Source organism: Limobrevibacterium gyesilva, from assembly GCF_025989185.1.
Classification (GTDB): Bacteria; Pseudomonadota; Alphaproteobacteria; order Acetobacterales; family Acetobacteraceae; genus Limobrevibacterium; species Limobrevibacterium gyesilva.
In genome coordinates this window covers 206,002-227,935 of the sequence record NZ_JAPDNT010000006.1, presented here as the reverse complement: position 1 = coordinate 227,935, position 21,934 = coordinate 206,002, and the positions used below count along the sequence as shown (strand labels likewise).

General features: G+C 69.1%; 27 protein-coding genes and 1 pseudogene. 9 read left to right on the top strand and 19 right to left on the bottom strand.

Annotated features, from left to right (window positions below):
* A pseudogene (locus tag OL599_RS11330) lies at positions 1-458 on the top strand (hypothetical protein); the annotation flags it as partial.
* Entirely contained in the window at positions 452-1,009 is a 558-nt protein-coding gene (locus tag OL599_RS11325; RefSeq protein ID WP_264713855.1) for a hypothetical protein, read from the top strand. The pseudogene OL599_RS11330 and the gene OL599_RS11325, both read left to right, overlap by 7 nt.
* 34 nt (positions 1,010-1,043) lie before the next feature.
* On the opposite strand, the gene OL599_RS11320 is transcribed toward OL599_RS11325, so the two are convergent.
* Positions 1,044-1,979 carry an SMP-30/gluconolactonase/LRE family protein gene (locus OL599_RS11320; RefSeq protein ID WP_264713854.1) on the bottom strand — a complete coding sequence of 312 codons (936 nt, stop codon included), beginning with the start codon at positions 1,977-1,979 and terminating at the stop codon, positions 1,044-1,046.
* 232 nt (positions 1,980-2,211) lie between these two features.
* Between OL599_RS11320 and OL599_RS11315 the strand changes: the two genes are divergently transcribed.
* Together OL599_RS11315 and OL599_RS11310 are read left to right on the top strand one after the other, a co-directional pair.
* A complete protein-coding gene (locus OL599_RS11315) occupies positions 2,212-3,162 on the top strand; it encodes a YncE family protein (protein ID WP_264713853.1) in 951 nt (316 codons plus the stop codon).
* Between the two features lie 13 nt (positions 3,163-3,175).
* On the top strand, positions 3,176-4,126 hold the full coding sequence (locus tag OL599_RS11310; RefSeq protein WP_264713852.1) for a sterol desaturase family protein: 951 nt from the start codon (positions 3,176-3,178) through the stop codon (positions 4,124-4,126).
* Positions 4,127-4,130: 4 nt separating this feature from the next.
* Here the strand turns inward: OL599_RS11310 and OL599_RS11305 are convergent, their stop codons facing one another.
* On the bottom strand, positions 4,131-4,562 hold the full coding sequence (locus tag OL599_RS11305) for a carboxymuconolactone decarboxylase family protein (RefSeq protein WP_264713851.1): 432 nt from the start codon (positions 4,560-4,562) through the stop codon (positions 4,131-4,133).
* A complete protein-coding gene (locus OL599_RS11300) occupies positions 4,559-5,590 on the bottom strand; it encodes a cysteine synthase A (protein WP_264713850.1) in 1,032 nt (343 codons plus the stop codon). Before OL599_RS11300 ends, OL599_RS11305 begins: the two co-directional genes overlap by 4 nt.
* Positions 5,591-5,682: 92 nt before the next feature.
* Between OL599_RS11300 and OL599_RS11295 the strand changes: the two genes are divergently transcribed.
* The gene (locus tag OL599_RS11295; protein ID WP_264713849.1) at positions 5,683-6,093 is read left to right on the top strand and encodes a rhodanese-like domain-containing protein; all 411 of its coding nucleotides are present in this window, start codon (positions 5,683-5,685) and stop codon (positions 6,091-6,093) included.
* Positions 6,094-6,136: 43 nt separating this feature from the next.
* Positions 6,137-6,943 (top strand): hypothetical protein, encoded by an 807-nt coding sequence (locus tag OL599_RS11290; protein WP_264713848.1) that lies wholly within the window; start codon positions 6,137-6,139, stop codon positions 6,941-6,943.
* Between the two features lie 41 nt (positions 6,944-6,984).
* Here OL599_RS11290 and OL599_RS11285 read toward each other — a convergent pair whose 3' ends face one another.
* The 8 genes from OL599_RS11285 to OL599_RS11250 all read right to left on the bottom strand — a co-directional run bounded on the left by OL599_RS11285 (position 6,985) and on the right by OL599_RS11250 (position 11,892).
* Complete coding sequence (locus OL599_RS11285) at positions 6,985-7,464, bottom strand: RrF2 family transcriptional regulator (RefSeq protein ID WP_264713847.1); 480 nt, start codon at positions 7,462-7,464, stop codon at positions 6,985-6,987.
* Positions 7,455-7,874 (bottom strand): group III truncated hemoglobin, encoded by a 420-nt coding sequence (locus OL599_RS11280; protein WP_264713846.1) that lies wholly within the window; start codon positions 7,872-7,874, stop codon positions 7,455-7,457. The genes OL599_RS11285 and OL599_RS11280 overlap by 10 nt, the downstream gene beginning before the upstream one ends.
* 7 nt (positions 7,875-7,881) lie before the next feature.
* Entirely contained in the window at positions 7,882-8,040 is a 159-nt protein-coding gene (locus OL599_RS11275) for a hypothetical protein (RefSeq protein ID WP_264713845.1), read from the bottom strand.
* A gap of 86 nt (positions 8,041-8,126) precedes the next feature.
* Positions 8,127-8,999 carry a DUF2272 domain-containing protein gene (locus tag OL599_RS11270; RefSeq protein ID WP_283949644.1) on the bottom strand — a complete coding sequence of 291 codons (873 nt, stop codon included), beginning with the start codon at positions 8,997-8,999 and terminating at the stop codon, positions 8,127-8,129.
* A complete protein-coding gene (locus OL599_RS11265) occupies positions 8,939-9,604 on the bottom strand; it encodes an amino acid ABC transporter permease (RefSeq protein ID WP_264713842.1) in 666 nt (221 codons plus the stop codon). Before OL599_RS11265 ends, OL599_RS11270 begins: the two co-directional genes overlap by 61 nt.
* Complete coding sequence (locus OL599_RS11260) at positions 9,601-10,281, bottom strand: amino acid ABC transporter permease (protein WP_264713840.1); 681 nt, start codon at positions 10,279-10,281, stop codon at positions 9,601-9,603. The genes OL599_RS11265 and OL599_RS11260 overlap by 4 nt, the downstream gene beginning before the upstream one ends.
* Positions 10,281-11,033, bottom strand: a complete 753-nt coding sequence (locus OL599_RS11255; protein WP_347403198.1) for an amino acid ABC transporter ATP-binding protein — start codon at positions 11,031-11,033, stop codon at positions 10,281-10,283. The genes OL599_RS11260 and OL599_RS11255 overlap by 1 nt, the downstream gene beginning before the upstream one ends.
* 10 nt (positions 11,034-11,043) lie before the next feature.
* Entirely contained in the window at positions 11,044-11,892 is an 849-nt protein-coding gene (locus tag OL599_RS11250; RefSeq protein WP_264713838.1) for a transporter substrate-binding domain-containing protein, read from the bottom strand.
* Between the two features lie 164 nt (positions 11,893-12,056).
* Between OL599_RS11250 and cysK the strand changes: the two genes are divergently transcribed.
* Positions 12,057-13,031, top strand: coding sequence for a cysteine synthase A (cysK, locus tag OL599_RS11245; RefSeq protein WP_264713837.1), 975 nt, complete (start codon positions 12,057-12,059; stop codon positions 13,029-13,031).
* Positions 13,032-13,041: 10 nt separating this feature from the next.
* On the opposite strand, the gene OL599_RS11240 is transcribed toward cysK, so the two are convergent.
* The 4 genes from OL599_RS11240 to OL599_RS11225 all read right to left on the bottom strand — a co-directional run bounded on the left by OL599_RS11240 (position 13,042) and on the right by OL599_RS11225 (position 15,831).
* Positions 13,042-13,629, bottom strand: a complete 588-nt coding sequence (locus tag OL599_RS11240; RefSeq protein WP_264713836.1) for a DedA family protein — start codon at positions 13,627-13,629, stop codon at positions 13,042-13,044.
* 122 nt (positions 13,630-13,751) lie between these two features.
* Positions 13,752-14,843, bottom strand: coding sequence for an S-methyl-5-thioribose-1-phosphate isomerase (mtnA, locus tag OL599_RS11235; protein WP_264713835.1), 1,092 nt, complete (start codon positions 14,841-14,843; stop codon positions 13,752-13,754).
* A gap of 1 nt (position 14,844) precedes the next feature.
* Complete coding sequence (locus OL599_RS11230; protein WP_264713834.1) at positions 14,845-15,366, bottom strand: UPF0262 family protein; 522 nt, start codon at positions 15,364-15,366, stop codon at positions 14,845-14,847.
* A gap of 24 nt (positions 15,367-15,390) precedes the next feature.
* Positions 15,391-15,831: a DUF983 domain-containing protein gene (locus tag OL599_RS11225; protein WP_264713832.1), complete on the bottom strand. Its 441-nt coding sequence runs from the start codon at positions 15,829-15,831 to the stop codon at positions 15,391-15,393.
* 92 nt (positions 15,832-15,923) lie between these two features.
* Here OL599_RS11225 and OL599_RS11220 point away from each other — a divergent pair, with 92 nt between their 5' ends.
* On the top strand, positions 15,924-16,595 hold the full coding sequence (locus OL599_RS11220) for an aspartate/glutamate racemase family protein (protein WP_264713831.1): 672 nt from the start codon (positions 15,924-15,926) through the stop codon (positions 16,593-16,595).
* 93 nt (positions 16,596-16,688) lie between these two features.
* Here OL599_RS11220 and OL599_RS11215 read toward each other — a convergent pair whose 3' ends face one another.
* The 4 genes from OL599_RS11215 to OL599_RS11200 all read right to left on the bottom strand — a co-directional run bounded on the left by OL599_RS11215 (position 16,689) and on the right by OL599_RS11200 (position 20,281).
* On the bottom strand, positions 16,689-16,853 hold the full coding sequence (locus tag OL599_RS11215) for a hypothetical protein (RefSeq protein WP_264713830.1): 165 nt from the start codon (positions 16,851-16,853) through the stop codon (positions 16,689-16,691).
* Between the two features lie 117 nt (positions 16,854-16,970).
* Positions 16,971-17,957: an N-carbamoyl-D-amino-acid hydrolase gene (locus OL599_RS11210; protein ID WP_264713829.1), complete on the bottom strand. Its 987-nt coding sequence runs from the start codon at positions 17,955-17,957 to the stop codon at positions 16,971-16,973.
* 4 nt (positions 17,958-17,961) lie between these two features.
* Positions 17,962-18,906, bottom strand: a complete 945-nt coding sequence (locus tag OL599_RS11205) for an N-carbamoyl-D-amino-acid hydrolase (RefSeq protein WP_264713828.1) — start codon at positions 18,904-18,906, stop codon at positions 17,962-17,964.
* A 1-nt stretch (position 18,907) separates the two neighbouring features.
* Positions 18,908-20,281, bottom strand: a complete 1,374-nt coding sequence (locus OL599_RS11200) for a dihydroorotase (RefSeq protein WP_264713827.1) — start codon at positions 20,279-20,281, stop codon at positions 18,908-18,910.
* A 152-nt stretch (positions 20,282-20,433) separates the two neighbouring features.
* On the opposite strand from OL599_RS11200, the gene OL599_RS11195 reads away from it, so the two are divergent.
* Complete coding sequence (locus OL599_RS11195; protein WP_264713825.1) at positions 20,434-21,933, top strand: MmgE/PrpD family protein; 1,500 nt, start codon at positions 20,434-20,436, stop codon at positions 21,931-21,933.
* Position 21,934: the final 1 nt, after the last annotated feature.

The following is a 21,934-nucleotide window of genomic DNA, read 5'->3' as shown; positions in this document are numbered from 1 at the left end:
CGGGTGCGCCGCCCGCGACCGCCGGGACGCCTGTGGCGATACCGCCAGCGCCCGGACCGCAGCGCGGCGCCTTCCCGCCGGTGCAGGGCGCCCTGCGCGGCGGCGCGCCGCAGGTTGCCTCCCCAGGTGCCGTCGCGCCGCCGCAGCGCTTCCCCACGCCAACGCCGCAGGCGGCGTTCCCGGCCGGCGTGCCGCAGGTGCAGCGGCCGGCGCCGGTGGCGCCGCCACCGATGCCGCGCGTGGTGACGCCGCCGGTGCAGCACTTCGCACCGCCGCCGCCGCCGCCGCCGGTACAGCGAATTGCGCCACCACCGCCACAAATGCAGCGCGCGGCCCCGCCACCGCCCCCGCCACAAATGCAGCGCGCGGCGCCACCACCACCGCCGCCGGTGCAACGCGCGGCGCCGCCGCCGCAGCAGCAGCGTGGGCAATGCCCGCCGGGACGGCCGAATTGCTAGCTGTTCCCGCCATCTGGCGCCGCCGGTTGCTGACGGCGCTGCTGCTGCCGGTCGCGTTGGTGGTGGTGGTGCTGGAAGACGTGGTGTGGGCCGGCGCCCTCATCGTGCTGCGCCGGCTCGCGGAACTGGCCGCGATACGGGCGCTGGCGACCGCCCTGCGGCGCCTGCCCGGCTGGGCGGCGCTGCCGCTGTTCCTGGTGCCCGAGGGTGTCGGCCGGGTGGGCGAGCTTTGGGCCGTGGTGCTGCTGGTGCACGGGCATACGCTGTCGGCCGCGCTCGTCTATGTGCTGGTGCGGCTGCTGGCCACGCTGATGGCGGTGTTCGTCTACCATGCCTGCGAGCCGGCGCTGTTGCGGATCCGCTGGTTCGCCGTGCTGGTCGGCTGGGCGCGGCGCGTCCGCGACTGGGCCAAGGCGAGGCTGCAGCCGCTGCGTGCGCGCATCCGGATGGCCGGCCGAACCGCGCCAGGACTGGTCGTGCGGCGGTTCGTGGCCACGCGCCGCTGGATCGAGCGGCGCTGGCTGCGCCTGGCGGCATGGAGCCGGCGATAAGCTGCCTTGCCGTGGCCGATGCGCGACGCCTTGTTCAGATCTCGCCGTGCAGGCGCAGTCCCGGCACCGGCCAGTCCCGGTCCACCCAGTCCAGCGCGACGAGCTTGCCGGTGCCGGACAAGGTGACATAGGCGGTGCGCAGGTCCGGGCCGCCGAAGCAGATATTGGTGGTGCTGGGGTCGGGGAATTTCTGCACGCGCAGCACCCGCCCGTCCGGCGCGATGACGGTGACCGCGCCGGTGATCAGGGTCGCCACGCAGATATTGCCGTTGGCATCCACCTTCAGGCTGTCGAGCATCTGGAAGCCGCCGAGGCCGCAGACCAGCCGGCCGCCATGCGGGGAGGGCAGGGGCTGCTTGCGCGCCACGCCCGGGGCTTCCAGGTCGAAGGCCCAAAGCCGCGCGGTGCGCGTCTCCGCGACATAGAGCGTGTTCCCGTCCGGCGACAGGCCGATGCCGTTAGGCGTGATCATGGGATAGGCGAGCTCGACGATGCGGCTGCCGTCGGCCAGCGCGTAGTAGACGCCGCCATGGTCGATGTCGCGCGGCCGCGACTTGCCGAGATCGGTGAAGTAGAAGCCGCCATGCCGGTCGAACACGATGTCGTTCGGGCCGCGCAGCGAGTGGCCGTCGCAGGAATCGTAGAGCCGGGTGACGGCGCCGGTGCTGGGATCGACCCGCTCGATCCGGCCGCCGGAATAATCGGGCGGCTGCAGGCCAGGGCGCAGAAGGCCGCCGACCTCCGACCAGATGAAGCCGCCATTGTTGCAGACATAGAAGTTGCCATCCGGCCCCACCGCCATGCCGTTCGGCCCGCCGCCCGGGGTCGCCAGCACGCGCACGGCGCCATCGGGGGCGACGATGCTGATGGTGCCGCGCTCGATCTCCACCAGGGCGACGGAGCCATCGGACAGCCAGACCGGGCCTTCCGGAAAGCGCAGTCCCGTCGCGATGACCCGATACTCGCCCATGGCATTCCCCCCGTTCGTCACTGCGGCAAACGTAACCGATTCGCGAGCGTCGTGAAGGGCTGGCGGTTGGCGGGGGCACGCCCCCGGCTTACGCCGGGCGTGGCAGCCATGCCGGCGGTGCTGCGGCGCAACACTCGTCGCCTGACCAAGAATATGCTACAGGAACGAAGCCGAGCGGTTTGATAACACGGGCTGTGGCAGCTTGGGCCGGCGCGGTGTGGGCGAGGCAGACATGAAACCATTTCTGGGGTTGCTGACCGGAGCCGTGCTGGCTTGCGGGCTGGTGACATCGGCCTGGGCGAGCGGCGCCGTGCTGGTGATGAACTCGGCCGAAGCCTCGCTCAGCGTCATCGACATGGCCAGCCGCAAGGAGCTGCGCCGCATCCCCGTGCTGCGCGAACCCCATCACGTCATGCTGACCCCGGACGGGCGCGACCTGCTGGTGGGCGACACCGTGGGCAACGAACTGATCGTGCTCGACCCCGCGACGTTCGAGGTCCGCCGGCGCGTCACCATGGCGGACCCCTATCAGCTGGGCTTCAGCCCGGATGCGAAATACCTGGTCGTGAACGGGCTGGCGCGCAACCAGGTCGATGTCTACGAGGCCGGCACCTACAAGCTGGTCAAGCGCTTCCCGCTGCGGTCAATGCCCAGCCACCTGGACTTCGCGCCGGATTCGTCGGCGGTCTATGTCAGCCTGCAGGGCACCGGGAAGCTGGCTGCGATCGACCTGCGCCGCATGGCCGTGCAATGGACCACCGATGTCGGCAAGGCCCCTGCAGGCGTGATGTGGCAGAACGGCCGCGTGCTGGTGGCGATCATGGGCAGTGATGATATCGCCGTGGTCGATCCCGCAACCGGGAAGGTCGAGCGCCGCATCCAGACCGGCAAGGGCGCGCACACGCTGTTCCGCTCGCCGGACAAGAAGACGATCTACGTGAACAACCGCATTGCCGGCACGGTGGTCGCGCTGGATGCCGCCACGCTGAAGTCCACCCGCAGCTACAAGCTGCCCGGCGGGCCCGACGACATCGAGTTCGCGCCCGATGGGCGGGTGTGGGTCACGATGCGCTTCATCCACAAGGTGGCGGTGCTGGACCCCGCGACCGGCCAATACGAGACCATCGACGTCGGCCGCTCGCCGCATGGTATCTTCCTGAACGCCAAAGCCACCGTGAAATAAACGGGCGCCGACGATGACCGCACCTTTCGACTTCGCCGCGGGCTGGCTGCAGGAGAACCTGCTGCTGCCGCTGCTTTATGCGCTGGACATGATGGAATGGGAGGACATCTCGTTCGGCTGGGCGCTGTTCGCCGTGTATGGCGTGGCGCAGGTCGTCGTCACCTATGCCGTCTGCGTGCCGCTGGAGCGCTGGCGCCCGGTGGAGACGTGGCCGGACAAGCGCGCCGTGGCGGTGGACGTCCTGTACACGCTGATCTCCCGCGTGGGGCTGCTGCCGCTCGTCACCTTCGTGCTGTTCTACAAGATCCAGGTCACGCTGAACGGCTTCCTGACCGACCATGGCTGGGTGCCGCCGACGCTGGAGCGGCTGATCCCCGACCTGCTCGGCCACCAAGTGCTGACCTTCTTCCTGTATGTCGTCATCCTCGACTTCTCGGATTACTGGCGGCACCGGCTCAGCCATGTGTTCAACTGGTGGTACTCGCTGCACGCGGTGCACCATGCGCAGCGGCAGATGACCTTCTGGTCGGACGACCGCAATCATTTGCTGGACGACATCATCGCCTTCGTCTGGTTCACCGTCGTCGCCCTGCTGATCGGCATTCCGCCGATGCAGTTCCCGCTGCTGGTGCTGCTGCTGCGCCTGCTGGAGAGCCTGTCGCACGCCAATGCGCGGCTGTCCTTCGGCTGGCTGGGCGAGCGGCTGCTGATCTCGCCGCGTTTCCACCGTGCCCATCACGGCGTGACCGCGGCCGGCGAGAAAAGCGTGAACTACGGCGCCATCCTGCCGTGGTGGGACATGATCTTCCGCACCGCCGACTTCTCGCGGGAATTCGCCGCCACCGGCGACCCGACGGCCGAGGAGGCGTTGGCCACCGGCGGCTACGTCACCCAGCAATGGGTCGGGCTGAAGCGGATGGTTCGCGACATCCTGGGCCGCCACCCGGCGCCGCGCGGCTCCTGACCGGTCAGCCCGGGCTGCCTTCGGCCCCGCGGCCCTGGGTGTCCGGCGGCGTCTGCCCCGCGTCGACGCAGGCGCGCATGACGTCGGCGCCGACCAGATTCCAGGTGGTGATGCCGCCGACCATGATCACCTGCACCAGGCCCTCGGCCAGTTCGGGCAGCGTCAGCCCCTGCTTCATGGCGGCGAGCGCGTGGCTGCGCGCGCCCTGGGCGTTGCCGGCCAGCGTGTCCAGCAGGGCGAAGACGAGTTCCTTGGTCCTGAGGTCGAGTGCCGCGGCCGGCCGATCCTGCATCAATGCGCTGCGGATCAGGCCGTAGCCCGCGAAGGCCGCCGGCGCGTGGGCGTGCAGCAGCTGGAACTGGTCCGGCACGCGGCCGAACGTGGCCATGAAGCTGTCGAAGCCGGCCTGGGCGGCCTTGTCGGTCAGGGTGCTCATGCGTTTATCCAGGGGGGTGAAGGAAGGTTCTTGCTGCGCAGGAATTCGGGGTTGAACAGCTTGGACTGGTAGCGCGAGCCGCCGTCGCACAGCACCGTCACGATGGTATGGCCCGGCCCCAGCGTCTTGGCCACGCGCACTGCGGCGGCGACGTTGATGCCGGACGACCCGCCCACCGACAAACCCTCATGGATCAGCAGGTCGTAGATGTATTCCAGCGCCTCGGCATCGGGGATGCGCACGGCGTCGTCGATCGGCGCGCCCTCGAGATTGGCGGGCACCCGGGACTGGCCGATGCCCTCGGTGATCGAGCTGCCCGTCACTGTCAGGTCGTTGCTCTTGACCCAGCCATACAGCCCGCTGCCCTCGGGGTCGGCCAGCACGATCTTCACGGCGGGGTTGCGGCCCTTCAACGCCAACGCCACCCCGGCCAGCGTGCCGCCGGTGCCGCAGGAGCAGGTGAAGGCATCGACCGCGCCCGCCGTCTGGTGCCAGATCTCCGGCCCGGTGGTGGCGCGGTGGCCTTCGCGGTTGGCCAGGTTGTCGAACTGGTTGGCCCAGATCGCGCCGCCCTTCTCGCCCCGCATTTCCGCAGCCAGCCGGCGCGAGACGTGCACGTAGTTGCCGGGGTCGCGGAACGGCTTGGCCGGCACCAGCCGCAGGTCGGCGCCGATCATGCGCAGGAAGTCGATCTTCTCCTGGCTCTGCGTCTCCGGCATGACGATCACGCAGCGATAGCCGCGCGAATTGCCCACCAGCGTCAGGCCGATGCCGGTGTTCCCCGCCGTACCCTCGACGATGGTGCCGCCTGGCGCCAGCAGGCCGTTCTGCTCGGCGTCCTGGATGATGGCGAGCGCGGCGCGGTCCTTCACCGAGCCGCCGGGATTCATGAACTCGGCCTTGCCGAGGATGTTGCACCCGGTGGCCTCTGAGGCGCGGCGCAGATGGATCAGCGGCGTGTTGCCGATGGCTTCCGCCAGATCGGCGGTGGCCGGCGGCGGCACGGTGGCGTGTGGATGGCTCTCCATGGATCGGTCCCGATGGCGTTTCGTTGCGACTTGGCAGTTGAATGCACGCCCGTAGCGTGCCATTGCCAGCCATCATCATCCGGAGACGGGCCATGGTCGAGAACATTCCCCCGCGCCAGGTATGGGCTGCCCTGCAGGCGGAGCCGAACGCCCAGCTGGTCGACGTGCGGACCGATGCCGAATGGACCTATGTCGGCCTCGCGGACCTCGGCGCCGCCGGCAAGCAGCCGGTGCTGATCCCCTGGCAGGTGTTTCCGGCCATGCAGGTGAACGATGCTTTCGTGGACCATCTGAAGCAGGCGGGCTTCACGGCGGAGCACCACATCTACTTCCTCTGCCGCAGCGGCGTGCGCAGCCTTGCGGCCGCCCAGGCGGCCCAGGCGGCGGGATTCCCGCACGCCTACAACATCGCCGACGGGTTCGAGGGACCGCCGGACGCGAACGGCCATCGCGGGCAGGTCTCCGGCTGGAAAGCGGACGGCCTTCCGTGGCGACAGCGCTGACGCGTTCCGGCCCATCCGCATCCCGCGACAAGCCGATCCGCCGATGATCCCCGTGTTCGGGACCGCCAAGGCCGGCGCGCTGGCGATTCCGGGTTTTGCCCGCGCGCATCCACAGACGATCCTGGCCGCGGCGGCGATCTATGCCGCGTCGGCGGTGTTTGCGACCGCCATGTTGGCGCGCTACCAGCAGCCCGGCTGGGTCGTCACGCATGTCATGAACTGGGCCGTGGCGCTGCCGGCGCTGGTGCTGATGGCGCCGGTGTTGACCAAGCTGTATCGCCAGGTGATCCTGGGCGAAGACGATCGGCCGCTGCTACGGCTGGATTTCCGGGTGCGGCGGGTGCTGCTGGTCACGCTGGTGCTGTCGCTGATCGTGATGCTCGGCGGGCTGCCTTTCGCACTCGTTCTGGATGCGGCCCCGCGGCTGGCAGGGCACCGCGTCATCATCTGGGCGATCCTGACGGTCGCGATCCTCAGCAAGCTGGTGGCATGGTGGCTGACATTCCGGCTGGCGATCGCCCCGCCTCTGGGCGCGGCCGGCATGCGGGCGAACGCGATGGACACCGCGTATTCGTACACGCGCGGCGCGGTGCTGCGGATCACGGCGCTGAAGTTGGTGATCTACCTCCCGGTCCTCTGCGCCGTCGGGGGGCTGATGCTGCTGGGCGGCCTGTCGCCGCTGGCGCAGGCGGCGGTGCTGTCGCATCCGGCGGCGGTCGCGGTGGTGACCCTGCTGACCGCCTGCACCGAGTTCGTGGATGCCGCCGCCATGGCGCTTGCGGCCAGGGCGCTGGCGCGGCCGCGCCGGCCGGCGGAAGCCGCCGACGTGGCTGGCGTGCTTTCCGCGTGACGGTGCGCGCCGGAAGCGCTCGGTCTCAACAAGAAATTATATCAGGCGGATGAAGGCAATCCGCGTGATGCCGAGCCACGCCCCGGGGTGAGGCCGAGCAGGGCAGCGATGTCGCGGCGCGGCGCCATCAGGTCGGCGAGGGTGTAGCGGTCGAGCACCGCGAGGAACGCGTCGAGCGCTTCGTGCAGGACGTGCTTCAGCGCGCAGGCCGTATCCACGCGGCAGGCGCCGCCGTCAAAGCATTCCACCAGCGTGAGATCGGGCTCGGTGCGGCGGATCAGCTGGCCGAGATTGATCTGGTCCGGCGGCCTGCCCAGTCGCAGCCCGCCGTTGCGGCCGCGTATGGTCTCGATCTCGCCGCCCTGGGCCAGCAGGTACACGACCTTGGTCAGATGCGCCTCGGAGATGCCATAGGCGGCGGCGATATCGGCGATCCGGGCCAGGTTTTCCCGGCCCGGCTGCTCGGCCGCCAGATACATCAGGGCGCGCAGCGAATAGTCGGTGAAGGCGGTCAGGCGCATGCCGGGCTCCCGAGATCAGGCGGCTGGCCGGGGCGAAAGAACACCGCGATCCGCAGACTCTCGGCAATGCGCTGGGCCTTGGCAATGAATTTCGCCGCTTCCGCCGGCACGAACAGGGCCTGCGCCGTGGTCGCGAACAGCGCCAGCCAGTGCGGGAACAACTCCGGCGCGATGCCGGAGACGGCCCGGTGCACGGCGACGGGATTGCCGTTGTAGCGCCCGGAGGCGAGCATCACCGAGGACCAGAAGCGGCACATGGTCTGCAGATGCGCCGGCCAGTCCTCGGCGGCGATGGCGGTGTCGAACACGGGGCCGAGTGCCGGGTCGGCGCGGACCCGGTCGTAGAAGCCGTGCACCAGCAGGCGGATGCTGTCCTCGTTGATGGCGATGAGCGGGGCGGGAACGGTCATGGAGGCCTTAATAAAGCAGGAAGGCGCCGACGACGATGACGATGTTCCACACCAGCATGTTGACCATGGTTCGGATCATCATCCGGTCATCGGGCTCGGCGGCGTGCAGCAGATTCCCGACGATGTTGCCGGGCAGCAGGAACAGGTTGAGAACGAGCCGGCCCATTGCGGCGCCTTTCGGATAAGATGCATTGCCAGCACATCTTATCCCGGGCCGGAAGGAAAGCAATATTAAAAATAATCCTTATCGCCTCACCGGTCGTACAGCACGCGAATCACCACGAACCACGGATACCGCGTGTCCAGCGGCGCACCCCTGGGGGCGGCGAGCGTCCCGGCCGCAGTGACGGGAACGTGCTTCATGGTCACGGCATCGTCGACATTGCCGCCGATCACCGCGAGCTGCCCGGGGACGGCGCTGACCACGATGTCGCAATGGCTTGGAAAGTGCCGGGCCGGCAGGTCGGCGAAGCGCATGCGCCGCGCGTTGTGGCGGCCATAGCAGATCAGGTCGCCGGGCTGGGGCGCCGTCGTGTCGATCGGCTCGGCCCAGACGACCCAGCCGGCGGCCTGGCCCAGCGACATCTGCCGCGCGATATTGATGTAGGTGACGTGGGAGGGCGAATACGGAAAGCGCGGACCGGCGCCGGACATGCGCATCACGTAGCTGACGAAAGCGGCCGACCAGGCGTAGTCCTCGTCGCGGCCGGCGTCGAACACGACGTCGTCGTCATCGTGCTTGCCGGTCCAGGCGGCTTCCGTGCGGCCATTGTCCTGGCTCAGCCACCAGTACTCGCCCACGCGCTGCCACATGCCGGGCATCCGCTCGGGCTTGTCCTCGGGCGCCGGGGGCGGCCGCTCCTCGGGCGGCGCGTCGTCGACCATCTGGCCCCACGCGCGCCATTCCCGCAGCGCCATCGCCACCGCATCGGCGCGGCCGAACGGCTCGTACGGCACGCGCGCGAAGGGGGGAATGCGCAGCGGCTGCTCGGCGGCCGGCGGCGGCGTGGGGCCGGGTGGGGCGGCCTTGCACCCCGCCAGCGTCAGCACCACCGGCAGCGCGATCAGCGCCGCCCGGCGAGCGCGCGGTTCTCGAGGCGGCTGAGCAGACGGACAACGGGCCATAGCAGCAGGAAATAGATCACCGCCGCGGCGACGATCGGGGTTGGGTTGTAGGTCAGGCTTTGCGCCTGGCGGGCCTGGAACAGCAACTCCGGCAGGGCGACGACGCTGGCCAGCGAGGTCAGCTTGACCACCTCCAGCGTGTTCGACAACAGGTCGGGCATCACATTGCGCACGGCCTGGGGCAGCACGACATGGGCCAGCGCCTGCAGCCGCGACAAGCCGGTGCTGCGCGCCGCCTCGATCTGGCCGGCCGGCACGCTTTCGATGCCGGCGCGCAGCACCTCGCCGTAATAGGCGCCGGTGTTGAGGAAGAAGGCCACGGCGACGCAACCGAAACCGCCCATTTCCAGCCCGGCAAAGGGCAGGCCGGCATACAGGAAGATCAGCAGCACCAGCGGCGGGAAGGCGCGGAAGAAATCCACCCAGGCCATCAGCGGCCAGCGCACCCACTGGACCCGCACGGTGGACAGCAGCGCCAGCACCACGCCGCCGGCGAGGCCCAGCGGCACCACCAGCAGGGACAGCGCCAATGTGTTGCCCAGCCCGGCCAGCAGGATCGGCCAGGCCGCCTTCAGGATGGCGGCGTTGAGAAAGGTCTCGATCATCGCTTCCAGGCGAACCGGGTCTCGATCCAGCGCCCGAGCACCACCACCGGCAGGAACAGCACGAGATACGCCGCCGCCCCAAGCGTGAGCGGGGAGGGGTTGTAGCTGTTCGACACCGCCGACGAGGCCTGGCCCAGGATCTCCGACACCGCCACCACCGAGCCCAGCGCGGTGCCCTTGGTGATGGCGATGGTGCGGTTGGTCAGCGGCGGGATGGTGATGCGCAGCGCCTGCGGCAGCACCACGCCCAGCAGCGTCTGGCCGAAGGACAGCCCGGTGGAGCGCGCCGCCTCCCACTGGCCGCGCGGCACCGCGGTGATGCCGGCCCAGAAGATCTCCTCGGCAAACGCCATCAGCACCAGAGCGAGGCTGATCCAGGTGGACACGAAGCCGGAGGGGACGAGATCGACGCTGGGCAGGCCGAAATAGATCAGCACGATGATGACCAGCGGCGGCAGCGCGCGGAACAGGTCCACCACAAACACGATCAGCCAGTTCAAGGGCCTGATGCCCAGGCTGCGCAACAGCGCCAGCGCCAGCCCGGCGATCAGGCCGGTGACGACGATCAACGCCGCGAGCTCGATGGTGACGAACAGGCCGGAGAGGATGTCGGGCCAGTATTTCGCCATCACCTTCGCATTGAAGAAGGTCTCGACGAAACGGTCCCAGTTGCCCATCAGTGATGCTTGATCTGGCTGATGAAGGCCCGTGTCCGCTCCTGCGCGGGCGCTGCGAAGATCTGCGCCGGCGGTCCGGCTTCGACGATCATCCCTTCGTCCATGAACAGCACCCGGTCGGCGGCGGCGCGGGCGAACCCCATTTCGTGCGACACCACCACCATGGTCATGCCGCTTTCGCGCAGCTCGCGCATCACCTGCAGCACGCTGCCGACCAGCTCGGGGTCGAGCGCGCTGGTCGGCTCGTCGAACAGCATCACCCGCGGCTCCAGCGCGATGGCGCGCGCGATCGCCACGCGCTGCTGCTGCCCGCCGGAAAGCTGGGCGGGCATGTGCCCGGCGCGGTCGGCGAGGCCGACGCGGGCCAGGGCCGCCTGGCCGATCGCGTCGGCCTCGGCCCGGCCGCGCCCGGCGACCTTGCGCAGGGCCAGGGTCACGTTGCCGAGCGCCGTCATGTGCGGATAGAGGTTGAAGGACTGGAACACCATGCCGATGCGCTGGCGGGCGTGGTTGATGTCCGTGCGCGGGTCCAGGAGGTCGATCCCGTCCACCACCACGCTGCCGGAGGACGGCTCCTCCAGCCGGTTCAGGCAGCGCAGCAGGGTGGACTTCCCCGAGCCGGAGGGGCCGATCACGAACACCAGCTCGCGTTCGGCGACCTCCAGGTCGACGCCCTTGAGCACATGCAGGGCGCCGAAATGCTTGTGGATCGCGGTGGCGCGAACGATTGGTGTCGCCGCTGGGGGCGTCACCGCCGGCCTCTCAACCCTGGCACTTCAGCTCGTGCGGGGTGGGGTCGTAGCCGGGCATCCCGGGCACGCCGTAGCCGGGTGTGACCACGCGTTCCAGGTCGTCGGCGGCGGGCGCCACGCCGAACCATTTCTCGGACAGCTTCGCGATCGTGCCGTCCTTCTTCATGCAGTCGAGCGCGTCCTGCATCTGGTTGCGCAGCGCCACGCTGTCCTTGCGGAACGGCGCCGCCCAGTGCGCCTTGGTGTCCTGCAGCACCAGGTCGGCGACGAATTGCGGGTTCTTGCTGGCGGCGTATTTGATCACGGTGTTGCCGCCGAGGGTGGCGTAGGCGCGGCCCGACAGCACCGCCTGGGTCGCGTCCGGCTGGGTGTCGTAGACCTGCACGGTCAAGCCGATCTTCTCGGCCATGCTCCGCGACAGGGTCTCGTACGGCGTGCCCTTGTTCACCGCCACCGCCTTGCCCTTCAGGTCCTCCCACCCTTTGATCGGGGCCGAACCCTTCTTGATGCCGAACTCGTAGGCGGTCCACAGATAGCCCGAGGTGAACAGCATGTTCTCGGCGCGCTCTTTCGTCGCCGTCGTGGGGGCGGCGATGAAGTCGTAGCGGCCGGCCTGCAGGCCCGGGATCAGGCCGCTGAAGCTGGTGCTCTCGATGACGATGTCGCGGTGCATGCGCCGCGCCGCCTCGGTGAACAGATCGACCTGGAAGCCTTCGATGCCGCCGCCCAGCTTCGGCATGGCATGCGGGGCGAAGGTGCCGTCCACGCCGGTGCGCAGCGGCGGCAGGGCGGTCTGGGCGAACGCCGCGCCGGCGCAGAACAGCAGCGCGGCCGCCAGCGACATGCGGCGAAGGATCATCGAGGAGGCTCCCGGTTTTATTGTTTGTCGGCGAACGATGCCGTGTCGCCGGTGCGCCGGCAAGGGCCGTTGCGCCGGGATCTGGAAAATGGCACGCTCGACAGTATGTTGATTTTAATACGACAAATCGTCGTGAAATAACGATGTCCAAAGGAGACAACGCGATGCCCGACCGCAAACCCCTGACCTTCGACCGTCCGCTGCGCGGCCGCATCTATGACAGCATCGCCGAAACCATTGGCAACACGCCGCTGGTGCGCATTCCGCAGATCTGCGCGGACCACGCCATCACCGCGGATATCTGCCTGAAGCTGGAGTTCTTCAACCCGATCGCCAGCGTGAAGGATCGCATCGGCGTCAGCATGATCGTGGCGATGGAGGAGGCCGGAAAGATCGGCCCCGGCGCGGTCATCATCGAGCCGACCTCCGGCAACACCGGCATCGGGCTTGCTTTCGTCTGCGCCGCGCGCGGCTACCGGCTGATCCTGACCATGCCGGAATCGGTGTCGATCGAGCGCCGCAAGATGCTTGGCTATCTTGGCGCCGAGCTGGAGCTGACCCCGCGCGAGAAGGGCATGAACGGGGCGATCGCGCGTGCCAACGAGCTGCTCGCGGCAACGCCGGGTGCGGTGATGCCCAACCAGTTCGCCAACCCCGCCAACCCCGCCATCCACGCCCGTACGACCGCCGAAGAGATCTGGTACGACACCGAGGGCCAGGTGGACGTGGTGGTATCCGGCATCGGCACCGGCGGCACGCTGACCGGCGTGGGGCAGGCCCTGAAGCCGCGCCGGCCCAGCCTGAAGATGATCGCGGTGGAACCGGAGGCGAGCCATGTGCTGTCCGGCGGCGCGCCGGGTCCACACCCGATCCAGGGCATCGGCGCCGGCTTCGTGCCGGAGGTCCTGGATCGCAGCCAGATCGACGAGATCATCCAGGTGGGCAACGACGAGTCGTTCGAGATGGCGCGCCTGCTGGCCCGGCGTGAGGGTATTCCCGGCGGCATCTCCTCGGGTGCGGCGGTGGCGGCGACGTTGAAGCTGGCGCGCCGGCCGGAGATGGCGGGCAAGCTGATCGTGACGATCATCCCGTCCTTCGCCGAGCGCTACATCACCACGGCGCTGTTCGAAGGCTTGTGAGGAGGGGGGCTCAGACGGCGGGCTTCGTGCTCGCCGTCCGGGCCGTGCCGCGCCACATGCGCAGCACCAGCGAGCCGATGATGGCGAAGCCCACGGCGCCCAGCAGCCAGTAGACGCCCTCGGCGCCCAGCCACGCCGCGAGGTACCAGCCAGCGCTGACGAAGCTCGTCGCCCAGATGCCGGCAGCGATGAAGTTCAACACGGCGAAGCGCGCCCAGTTCATCCCCGCGACGCCGCAGGCGGCCGAGGCGACGTTGCGGATGCCGTAGGCGAAGCGGAAGGTCAGCACGAAGGCAACGCCGTAGCGGTCGAGGAAGCTGATGGCTTGCGCCAGGCGGCGTTCGGCGCCCGGGAGGCGGCGCACGGCGCGGGCGCCGTAGCGGCGGCCCAGGGTGAACCACAGCTGGTCGCCCAGGAACGAGCCGATCCAGACGCAGAACGTGAGCATCCAAGGGTCGATCAGGTCGGTGGCGCGTCCTGCCGCTGCGGCCAGCAGCACGAAGGTTTCGCCTTCGAAAAAAGCCCACCCGGCGGCGCCGGCGTAAGCCAGCATCCCCCACTCGGCCCAGAATTCCGCCACCCCGATACCGTCTCCCATCCCGACACCTGACGCGTCAGTGTGCCCCACCATACGGCGACCGCAAGTTGAAAATATGGCTTATCGCGAACCGAAACGGGTTTGCTCCGGAAAGCGTCGTGCCCGCCGTTGCCGTCAGGGGGCTAGGCCTGCTCCGGGAACAGGCCCAGCAATCCGGGTGCGCTGGCGGCACAGCGCCCACGCTCGGTCACCAGGCCGGTCACCAGGCGCGCGGGCGTCACGTCGAAGGCGGGGTTGGCGGCGGGGCTGCTTGTCGGCGTGATCCGCACGGTGGCGATCGAGCCGTCCAGCGCCCGCCCGGTGACAGTCGTCACCTCGTTGCCGCTGCGCTCCTCGATCGGGATCTCCGTGACGCCGTCGGAGACCGTCCAGTCGATGGTCGAGGACGGCACCGCCACCCAGAACGGAACCGCGTTGTCATGCGCCGCCAGCGCCTTCAGGTAGGTTCCGATCTTGTTGGCGACGTCGCCGGTGCGCGTTACCCGGTCGGTGCCGACGATCACCAGGTCCACCTTGCCGCGCTGCATCAGGTGCCCGCCGGCATTGTCGGCGATCACGGTATGGGCCACGCCGTGCTTGCCCAGCTCGAACGCGGTCAGCGCGGCTCCCTGGTTGCGTGGCCGGGTCTCGTCCACCCACACATGCACGTCGAGGCCGCGCTCATGGGCCATGTAGATCGGCGCCAGCGCCGTGCCCCAGTCCACCGTCGCCAGCCAGCCGGCGTTGCAATGGGTCAGCACGTTCACCCGCCGCCCGGTGCGGGACGCGGCCTGTTCGATCAGCTCGACGCCGTGGCGGCCGATGGACTCGCACATCGCCGCGTCCTCGTCGGCGATGGTGGCGGCCTCCTCGTAGGCGGCGCGCACCCGCTCGCCGGTCGCCGTGTTGCGCAACCGGGTCAGCATGCGGTCGATCGCCCAGCGCAGATTCACCGCGGTCGGCCGCGTCTGCGCCAGCATCGCGGCATCGCGCTCCATCGCGGCCGTCGAGGCGTCCTGGCGCAGCGCCAGGCACAGGCCATAGGCGGCGACCGCGCCGATGAGCGGGGCGCCGCGCACCTGCATGGAACGGATGGCGTGCGCCGCCTCGTTCACGCCGGTCAGCCGGATGATGTCCAGCGCCCACGGCAGCCTGGTCTGGTCGAAGATCCGGACCGACCAGCCGTCCTGCTGGTCAACCCACACGCTGCGATACGGGGTGCCATCGATCTTCATCTCAAGAAAGTCCCTGAACTCGTTGGTGTAGAACGCAAACCAAGGTGAACAGCCGGCGCGCTGTCGCAAAGTCGATGGCGACCTTGCCGCCCAGACGCTGCATCATCAACGCCGCTCCCTCGTTGTGCAGGCTGCGGCGGCCCATGTCGATCGCCTGGATGCGCGCCTCGCGGCCTTCCTCGACCGCCTTGATGTGGCTTTCCACCAGCAGCTGGTAGTCCTTGATCAGGCGGCGGAACGGCCCCAGCGCCAGCAGAAGCGTATACAGCGGCGTGTCGTCGATGCGGCGGATGTCGAAGGCGAGCCGGCCCTCCTGGATCGACAGCCGCAGGGCGTAGGGGCCGGGCTCGGCGGCGCCGGATGCGGTGCGGGCGGGCGCGAACCGGTTCTCCGCCTGCAGGTCGGCGACCGCCTGGGCGCGGTCCGCTTCCAGCAGCGGCGACAATCGTGTCAGCGCCTCGCCTTCCAGCGAGATGCGCGCCAGCCTGGCGTCCGGTCCGGCCCTGTCCAGCGTTTCATCCATCCAGCGTGTCATTCCTGCAGCCGGTCATCCGTCCGGTTCGGACTTGAGCAGCCCCAGCTTCAGCATCAGCCCCACCGTGGCCCCCTTGATCGGCCGCAGCAGCGCCAGCGACAAGGCCAGGGTCAATGGCACCCAGATCGCCGCGTGCACCCATAGCGGCGGCGTCTCAGCCTTCTCCAGCCACAGCATGCCCGGCACGACGATGTGGCCGACCACGACGATGGTGAAATAGGGCGGCGCGTCATCGGCGCGCGCCTGCCCCAGCGGCGCGTGGCAGTTGGTGCATTCCGCCACCACCCGCAGGTAGCCGGCGAACAGGCTGGTCTTGCCGCAGGCCGGGCAACGGCAGGCGAAGCCGCGCCCGAGCGCGGTCAGCAGCGGCGGCAGGGGCCAGGGCGGCTGCTTCGGGGTTCGGTCTGGGTGCCATTGGACCGGCGTGATCTCGGACAGGAGCTTGGCTTCCATGCGGGACGGGTTTCGGGTGCGGCATGCCAAAATGGGCCACCGCAGTGCAGCATTACTTGATTTGGCCGCCCCTGACGATCAAGGATTCGCGGATGGCACGGATCCTCATCGTCAATCCCAACTGCAACGGCGATTGCAGCGCCGGCATCTCCGCGGCCGTGGCGCCGTTCCGCCTGCCCGGCGGGCCGGCGCTGGACGTGGCGACTCTGGCCGAGGGGCCGCCGGCCATCTATTCCTGGCGCGACTGGCATGGCGTGGTGGAGCCGCTCTGCCGGCTGGTGGAGCGCGAGGCGGCGGACCTGTTCGTCATCGCCTGCGCCTCCGATCCCGGCATCGAGGCGGTCCGCGCCGCCACGCCCCGCCCGGTCCTGGGCGTGTTCCGCTGCGCCGTGGCCGCCGCCGCGGCGCGGGCCGAGCGGTTCGGCGTGATCGCGCTGGTGAACGCCTCGAAGGCGCGGCATTTGGCCGCTCTCCGGGCGATGGGCCTGGAGGGGCGCTTGGTCACGGAGATCGCCCTGAACGTGACGATGGAGACGCTGCTCGATCCGCACGCCGCCCAGGCCCGGCTGATCGAGGCGGGCCGCGCCCTGGTGGCCCAGGGCGCGCAGGTGGTGATCCTGGGCTGCACCGGCATGGCGCAGCACCGGCCGTTCATCGAGGCGGCCATCGGCGTCCCGGTGATCGAGCCTTGCCAGGCCGCCGCCGGCCAGGCGCTGGCAGTGGTGATGGCGGATATTGCGCCAATGACGTTGGCGGCGGATTAGCCGGGGCCGAAGGCCGGACAGCCGTGCCTGCGGTCTCTCGCGGGCGGCTGTCCCGCTACGGTGCGGCGTCCGCCGCCGGCAGGCGCCCTGCTGTCAGGCGGTGGTGTCGAGCGCGCGGGTGCTCCTGGTCGCGGTGGCGGCCGCGGCCTTGGCTTCGGTCGCGTCGTTGTCGCCATCCCCGTCATCGCGTTTCACCGTGGGCGGCTGTGCGTGCTGGATGGCCGGGGGCGAACTGGACGAGATGCCTGAGATGCTCATGGAGCGGAAACCTTCTGCAAGGGAGATGCGGAATTTTTCCGCTGGACCGTCGGTGTTTCGTCCGCCGGTGATGCGGATTATTCCGCCCCTTTGCTAATGCCGGCTTAATACCAGAGGCTACGGCTTCGACCACACCGGCGGTTCGACCGCGCCCACCTGCCCGGTGATGCGGCCATAGGCTTCCGGCCGCCGGTGCTTGTCGAAGGCGAAGATCGTCGTGCGGCCCAGGCGGCACATGTCGAGGTCGCAATCCGCGGTGATCAGCTCGTCATCCCAGCTGGTCGCCTGGGCCATGATCTCCCCTTGCGGGTTGACGATGATGGAGTGGCCGAACAGTTCGCAGCCGTCTTCGGTGCCCGCCTTGGCCACCGCCACCGCGAAGGTCGCGTTCTGGTAGGCGCCGGCCTGCACCGACAGGTGGCTGTGGAACACCCGCAGGTGATGCGCCTCGAAGCCGGCTGCCGCCTGGTTCGTGCTGGGTGTGTTGTAGCCGACCATCACCAGCTCGACGCTCTGCAGCCCCAGCACGCGCCAAGCCTCGGGCCAGCGGCGGTCGTTGCAGATCATCATGCCCATGTTCACGCCGGGCTGCCCGCCCATCGGCGCGCGGATCACGGGAAAGCCGAGATTGCCGACCTCGAAATAACGCTTCTCCAGGTGCTGCACGGCGCGGTTGGGGTCGAACTCGGCGTGGCCGGGCAGATGAACCTTCCGGTATTTCAACAGAATCTCGCCGGCGGGGCTGACCAGGATGGCGGTGTTGAAATGGCGGCGGCGGACGAGGCCGGCCGCGTCGGCCTCCTGCGCGATCTCGGCATAGCCGAGATGGAAGCCGATGCCGTAGCGCCTGGCGGCCGCGAACAGCGGGGCGGTTTCGTTCGAGGGCATGCTCTCCTCGAACCAGCGATCGGCCTCGGCGCGATCGGCGTGGTAGTGGCGCGGAAAGAACGTGGTCAGCGCCAGCTCGGGATACACCACCAGCTCGGCGCCGCGTTTGTGCGCGCGCTCCATCAGCCGGACCATGCGGTCGACCGCGACCGCGCGCGACTCGCTTTTCTGGATCGGCCCGAGCTGTGCGGCCGCGACGGTGAGAATGCGGGACATGTCGCTACTCCGGCGCCGTCGCGCCGACCTGGCCGGTGATCGGGCCGTACCAGTGCGGGCGGCGATGGGCCGCGAAATTGAACATCTTCTCCTTGCCCTGGCGGCAGGCATCGAGGTCGCAATCGGCGATGATGACCTCGTCGGCCAGCGATTTCGTTTCCGCCACCACGCGCCCGTTGGGATCGACGATGCAGGAGCCGCCGATCAGTCCCGATCCGTCCTCGTTGCCTGCCTTCGCCACCGTCACCGCCCAGGTGGCGTTCATGTAGGCGTTGGCCTGTGCGACCAGTTGCGAGTGGAATGTCCGCACCCCGGCATCCTCGCTGTCGCCGCCATTGGGGTCGTAGGCGGCGGAGTTGTAGCCGATGCACACCAGCTCGACGCCGCGCAATGCCAGCACGCGCCAGCCCTCTGGCCAGCGGCGGTCGTTGCAGATCATCATGCCCAGCACCGCCCGGCCCAGCGAGTCCGGCCCGCGGAAGGTGGGGAAGCCGGTGTCGCCGTATTCGAAATAGCGCTTCTCCAGCTGCTGGAAGCGCACGCCCGCACGCGGTTCCACGCTGCCGGGCAGATGCACCTTGCGGTACTTGCCGATCGTCGTGCCGTCGGGTGCGACCAGCACGGCGCTGTTGAAGCGCTTGCCTTCAGGCGTCAGCTCGGCGTAGCCGATGTTGAAGCCGACGCCGAGCTCGCGCGCGCGGTCGAACAGCGTCTGCACGTTCGGGTTGGGCATGGCGCGCTCGAAATACGTGTCGAGCTCCTGCGTGTCGGCGATGAACCAGCGCGGGAAGAACGTGGTGAACGCGAGCTCGGGGAACACGACCAGCTTCGCGCCGCCTGACGCGGCCGTCTCCAGCAGCGCGATCAGCCGGTCGAGCGTGTGCCTGCGCGTGTCGGCCTTCTGCGTCGGTCCCATCTGGGCGCCGGCGACGCGGATGATGCGGGACACGTCAGTGCACCTGCCGCTTGACGAACTGGCCGCTGCCGGCGGTGGCCAGCACCTCCGCTCCGTCCCAGATGGTGCGCCCGCGCAGCACTGTCGCGGCCACGCGCGCGCGCATCCGTCGGCCGTGATAGGGCGACCAGCGCATCTCCGGCCGGTCCTGGATGGTGGCTTCGTCGAAGGCGTAGTCGGCGCGTTCGAGCACCAGCAGGTCACAGTCGCTGCCGACGCGGATGGCGCCCTTCTTCGGATACAGGCCGTGCAGCTTGGCGCTGCGCTCGGCGCAATAGGTGGCCATCAGCGTCGGCGACAGGCCGCGCTCGTCCAGCAGCGTGAACATCAGAGGCGCATACGACTGCAAGCCGGTGAGCCCGGCGCCGTTGGCGAAGATGTCCGGCGAGCCCTTGCGGTCGGCGGGCCATGGCGCGTGATCGGTGGAGACATAGGCGATCTTGTCGTCCTGCAGGCAGGCCCACATGCGCTCCACCTCGTCCGCGGTGCGGAACGGCGGATTGCACTTGCCGCGCCCGCCGAGGCGGACGATGTCGTCCTCGGTCATGCACAGGTACTGGATGCAGGCCTCGCCGGTGGCGTTGAACCCGGATTGACCGCCCATGCGGCGGAACACCTCGGCGATCTCGAAGCCGCGGGCCAGCGACGAATGCGCGATGTGCACGTGCGCGCCGGTCTGCAGCCCGATCTCGAAGATTTCCAGGTCGGCCATAGTCTCGGCCAGCGGCGGGCGGGTGCGGCAATGCATGATGGCATCGGTCTTGCCTGCGGCCTTCGCCTCCGCGGTGAGGCGCTCCACCAGCTCCTGGTCCTCGTTGTGCACGGCTACCGGCAGGCCGGTCTTGGCGATCTCGCGGAACGCCGCAACCATGGTGGGGTGGTCGATGCGCGGGAAGCGAACGGCGTCGTATTCATATGTGGACAGCTTGAACGCCGAGACGCCGGCCGCCGCCAGGCCGGCGATCGCCTCGACGCCGCCGGTCTTGCGGATGGTGCCGTACAGCGCGACGTCGACATGCGCGAGCCGCTGCACCCAGCCGATCTTGTCCGCCAGCACGCTTGCATCGGTGACCGGCTGCGGCACGTCATAGGGCATATCGACGCAGGTGGTCACGCCGCCGGCGGCGGCACTGCGCGTCGCGCCCTCGATGCCGGCCCAGCCGATGGCCGACGAGGTGTGCATGTGGCCGTCGACCAATCCCGGCAGGATCATGCGCCCGCCATGATCGACGATCTCGCCTGCCGGGGGCGGCGCGCCCTGGCCGATGGCGGCGATCGTCTCGCCGCGCACGGCCACGTAACCGTTCCTGACGATCTCGGACGCCGTCACGACGTCGCCCAGGAACACGCAATCGAATGGTGCGGACACTTATATATGGACCCTCTGCTGGGGGCCGCGCTTGCCGTTACGGGCGCGCGACACTAGGAAAGCGGTGTTTTCGCCAAGGTATGGGCCCCAACGCTAGACCGCGCACGCGACGACGCCAATCCCGCTCGCCGCGCACCCCGGAGGAGTTACAGATGAAGTTGCACGACGTGAAGGTGTATCCCTCGAAGGCTCACCTCAAGCGCGAGGACCAGCTTGCCTGGAAGATCGCGGGTGTCGCTGCCGACAAGGTGGCGGTGCCGAAGGACACGACGGAGATGATCGCGAACCGGATCATCGACAACGCCGCCGTCGCCATCGCCGCGATCAACCGCCGCCCCGTCACCTCCGCACGCGGCATGGCGCTCGGGCATCCGCGCAAGGACGGCGCGACGGTGTTCGGCGTCGCCTCCGGCAAGCGGGTGAGCCCGGAATGGGCCGCCTGGGCGAACGGCGCCGCGGTGCGCGAGCTCGACATGCACGACACCTTCCTGGCCGCCGACTACGCGCATCCCGGCGACAACATCCCGCCGATCCTCGCGGTGGCACAGACGATGGGACGGTCGGGCAGGGACCTGATCCGCGGCCTGGCCACCGGCTACGAGATCCATATCGACCTGGTGCGCGCGATCTGCCTGCACGAGCACAAGATCGACCACATCGCGCATCTGGCGCCGGCACAGGCCGCCGGCATCGGCACGCTGCTCGGGCTGAAGCAGGACGTGATCTACCAGGCGGTGCAGCAGGCCGTGCATGTCAGCTTCACCACGCGCCAGTCGCGCAAGGGCGAGATCAGCAGCTGGAAGGCCTTCGCCCCCGCCCATGCCGGCAAGCTCGCGGTCGAGGCCGTGGATCGCGCGATGCGCGGCGAGGGCGCGCCCAGCCCGGTCTACGAGGGCGAGGACAGTGTGATCGCCTGGATGCTCGATGGCCCCAACGCGCACTACAACGTGCAGCTGCCGGAAGCGGGAGAGGCCAAGCGCGCCATCCTCGACAGCTACACCAAGGAGCACAGCGCCGAGTACCAGAGCCAGGCGCTGATCGACCTTGCCTTCAGGATGCGCGAGCAGATCGCCGATCTCGGCCAGATCGAGAAGATCGTGCTGCACACCAGCCATCACACCCACTACGTGATCGGCACCGGCGCCAACGACCCGCAGAAGATGGACCCGAAGGCCAGCCGCGAGACGCTGGACCACTCGATCATGTACATCTTCGCCGTCGCCCTGCAGGACGGACGCTGGCACCACGTCGATTCCTATGCTCCCAGGCGCGCCGGCCGCAAGGACACGGTGGAGCTGTGGCACAAGATCGAGACCCGCGAGGATCCGGAGTGGACGCGCCGCTATCATTCCCGCGACCCCAACGAGCTGGCCTTCGGCGGCCGGGTCGAGGTGTTCATGAAGGACGGCAGCACGCTGGTGGATGAACTCGCGGTCGCCAACGCGCATCCGCTGGGCGCCAGGCCGTTCGGCCGCGAGGACTATATCCGCAAGTTCCGCACGCTGACGGACGGCATCATCACCACCCGCGAGGCCAACCGCTTCCTGGAGGCGGCGCAGGACGTGGCGAAGCTGCCGGCGGGCGAGTTGCACCGGCTGAACGTGGCGTTGCCCGCGGACCTGCTTGCGGCCAGCAAGCCCGGCATCTTCTGAA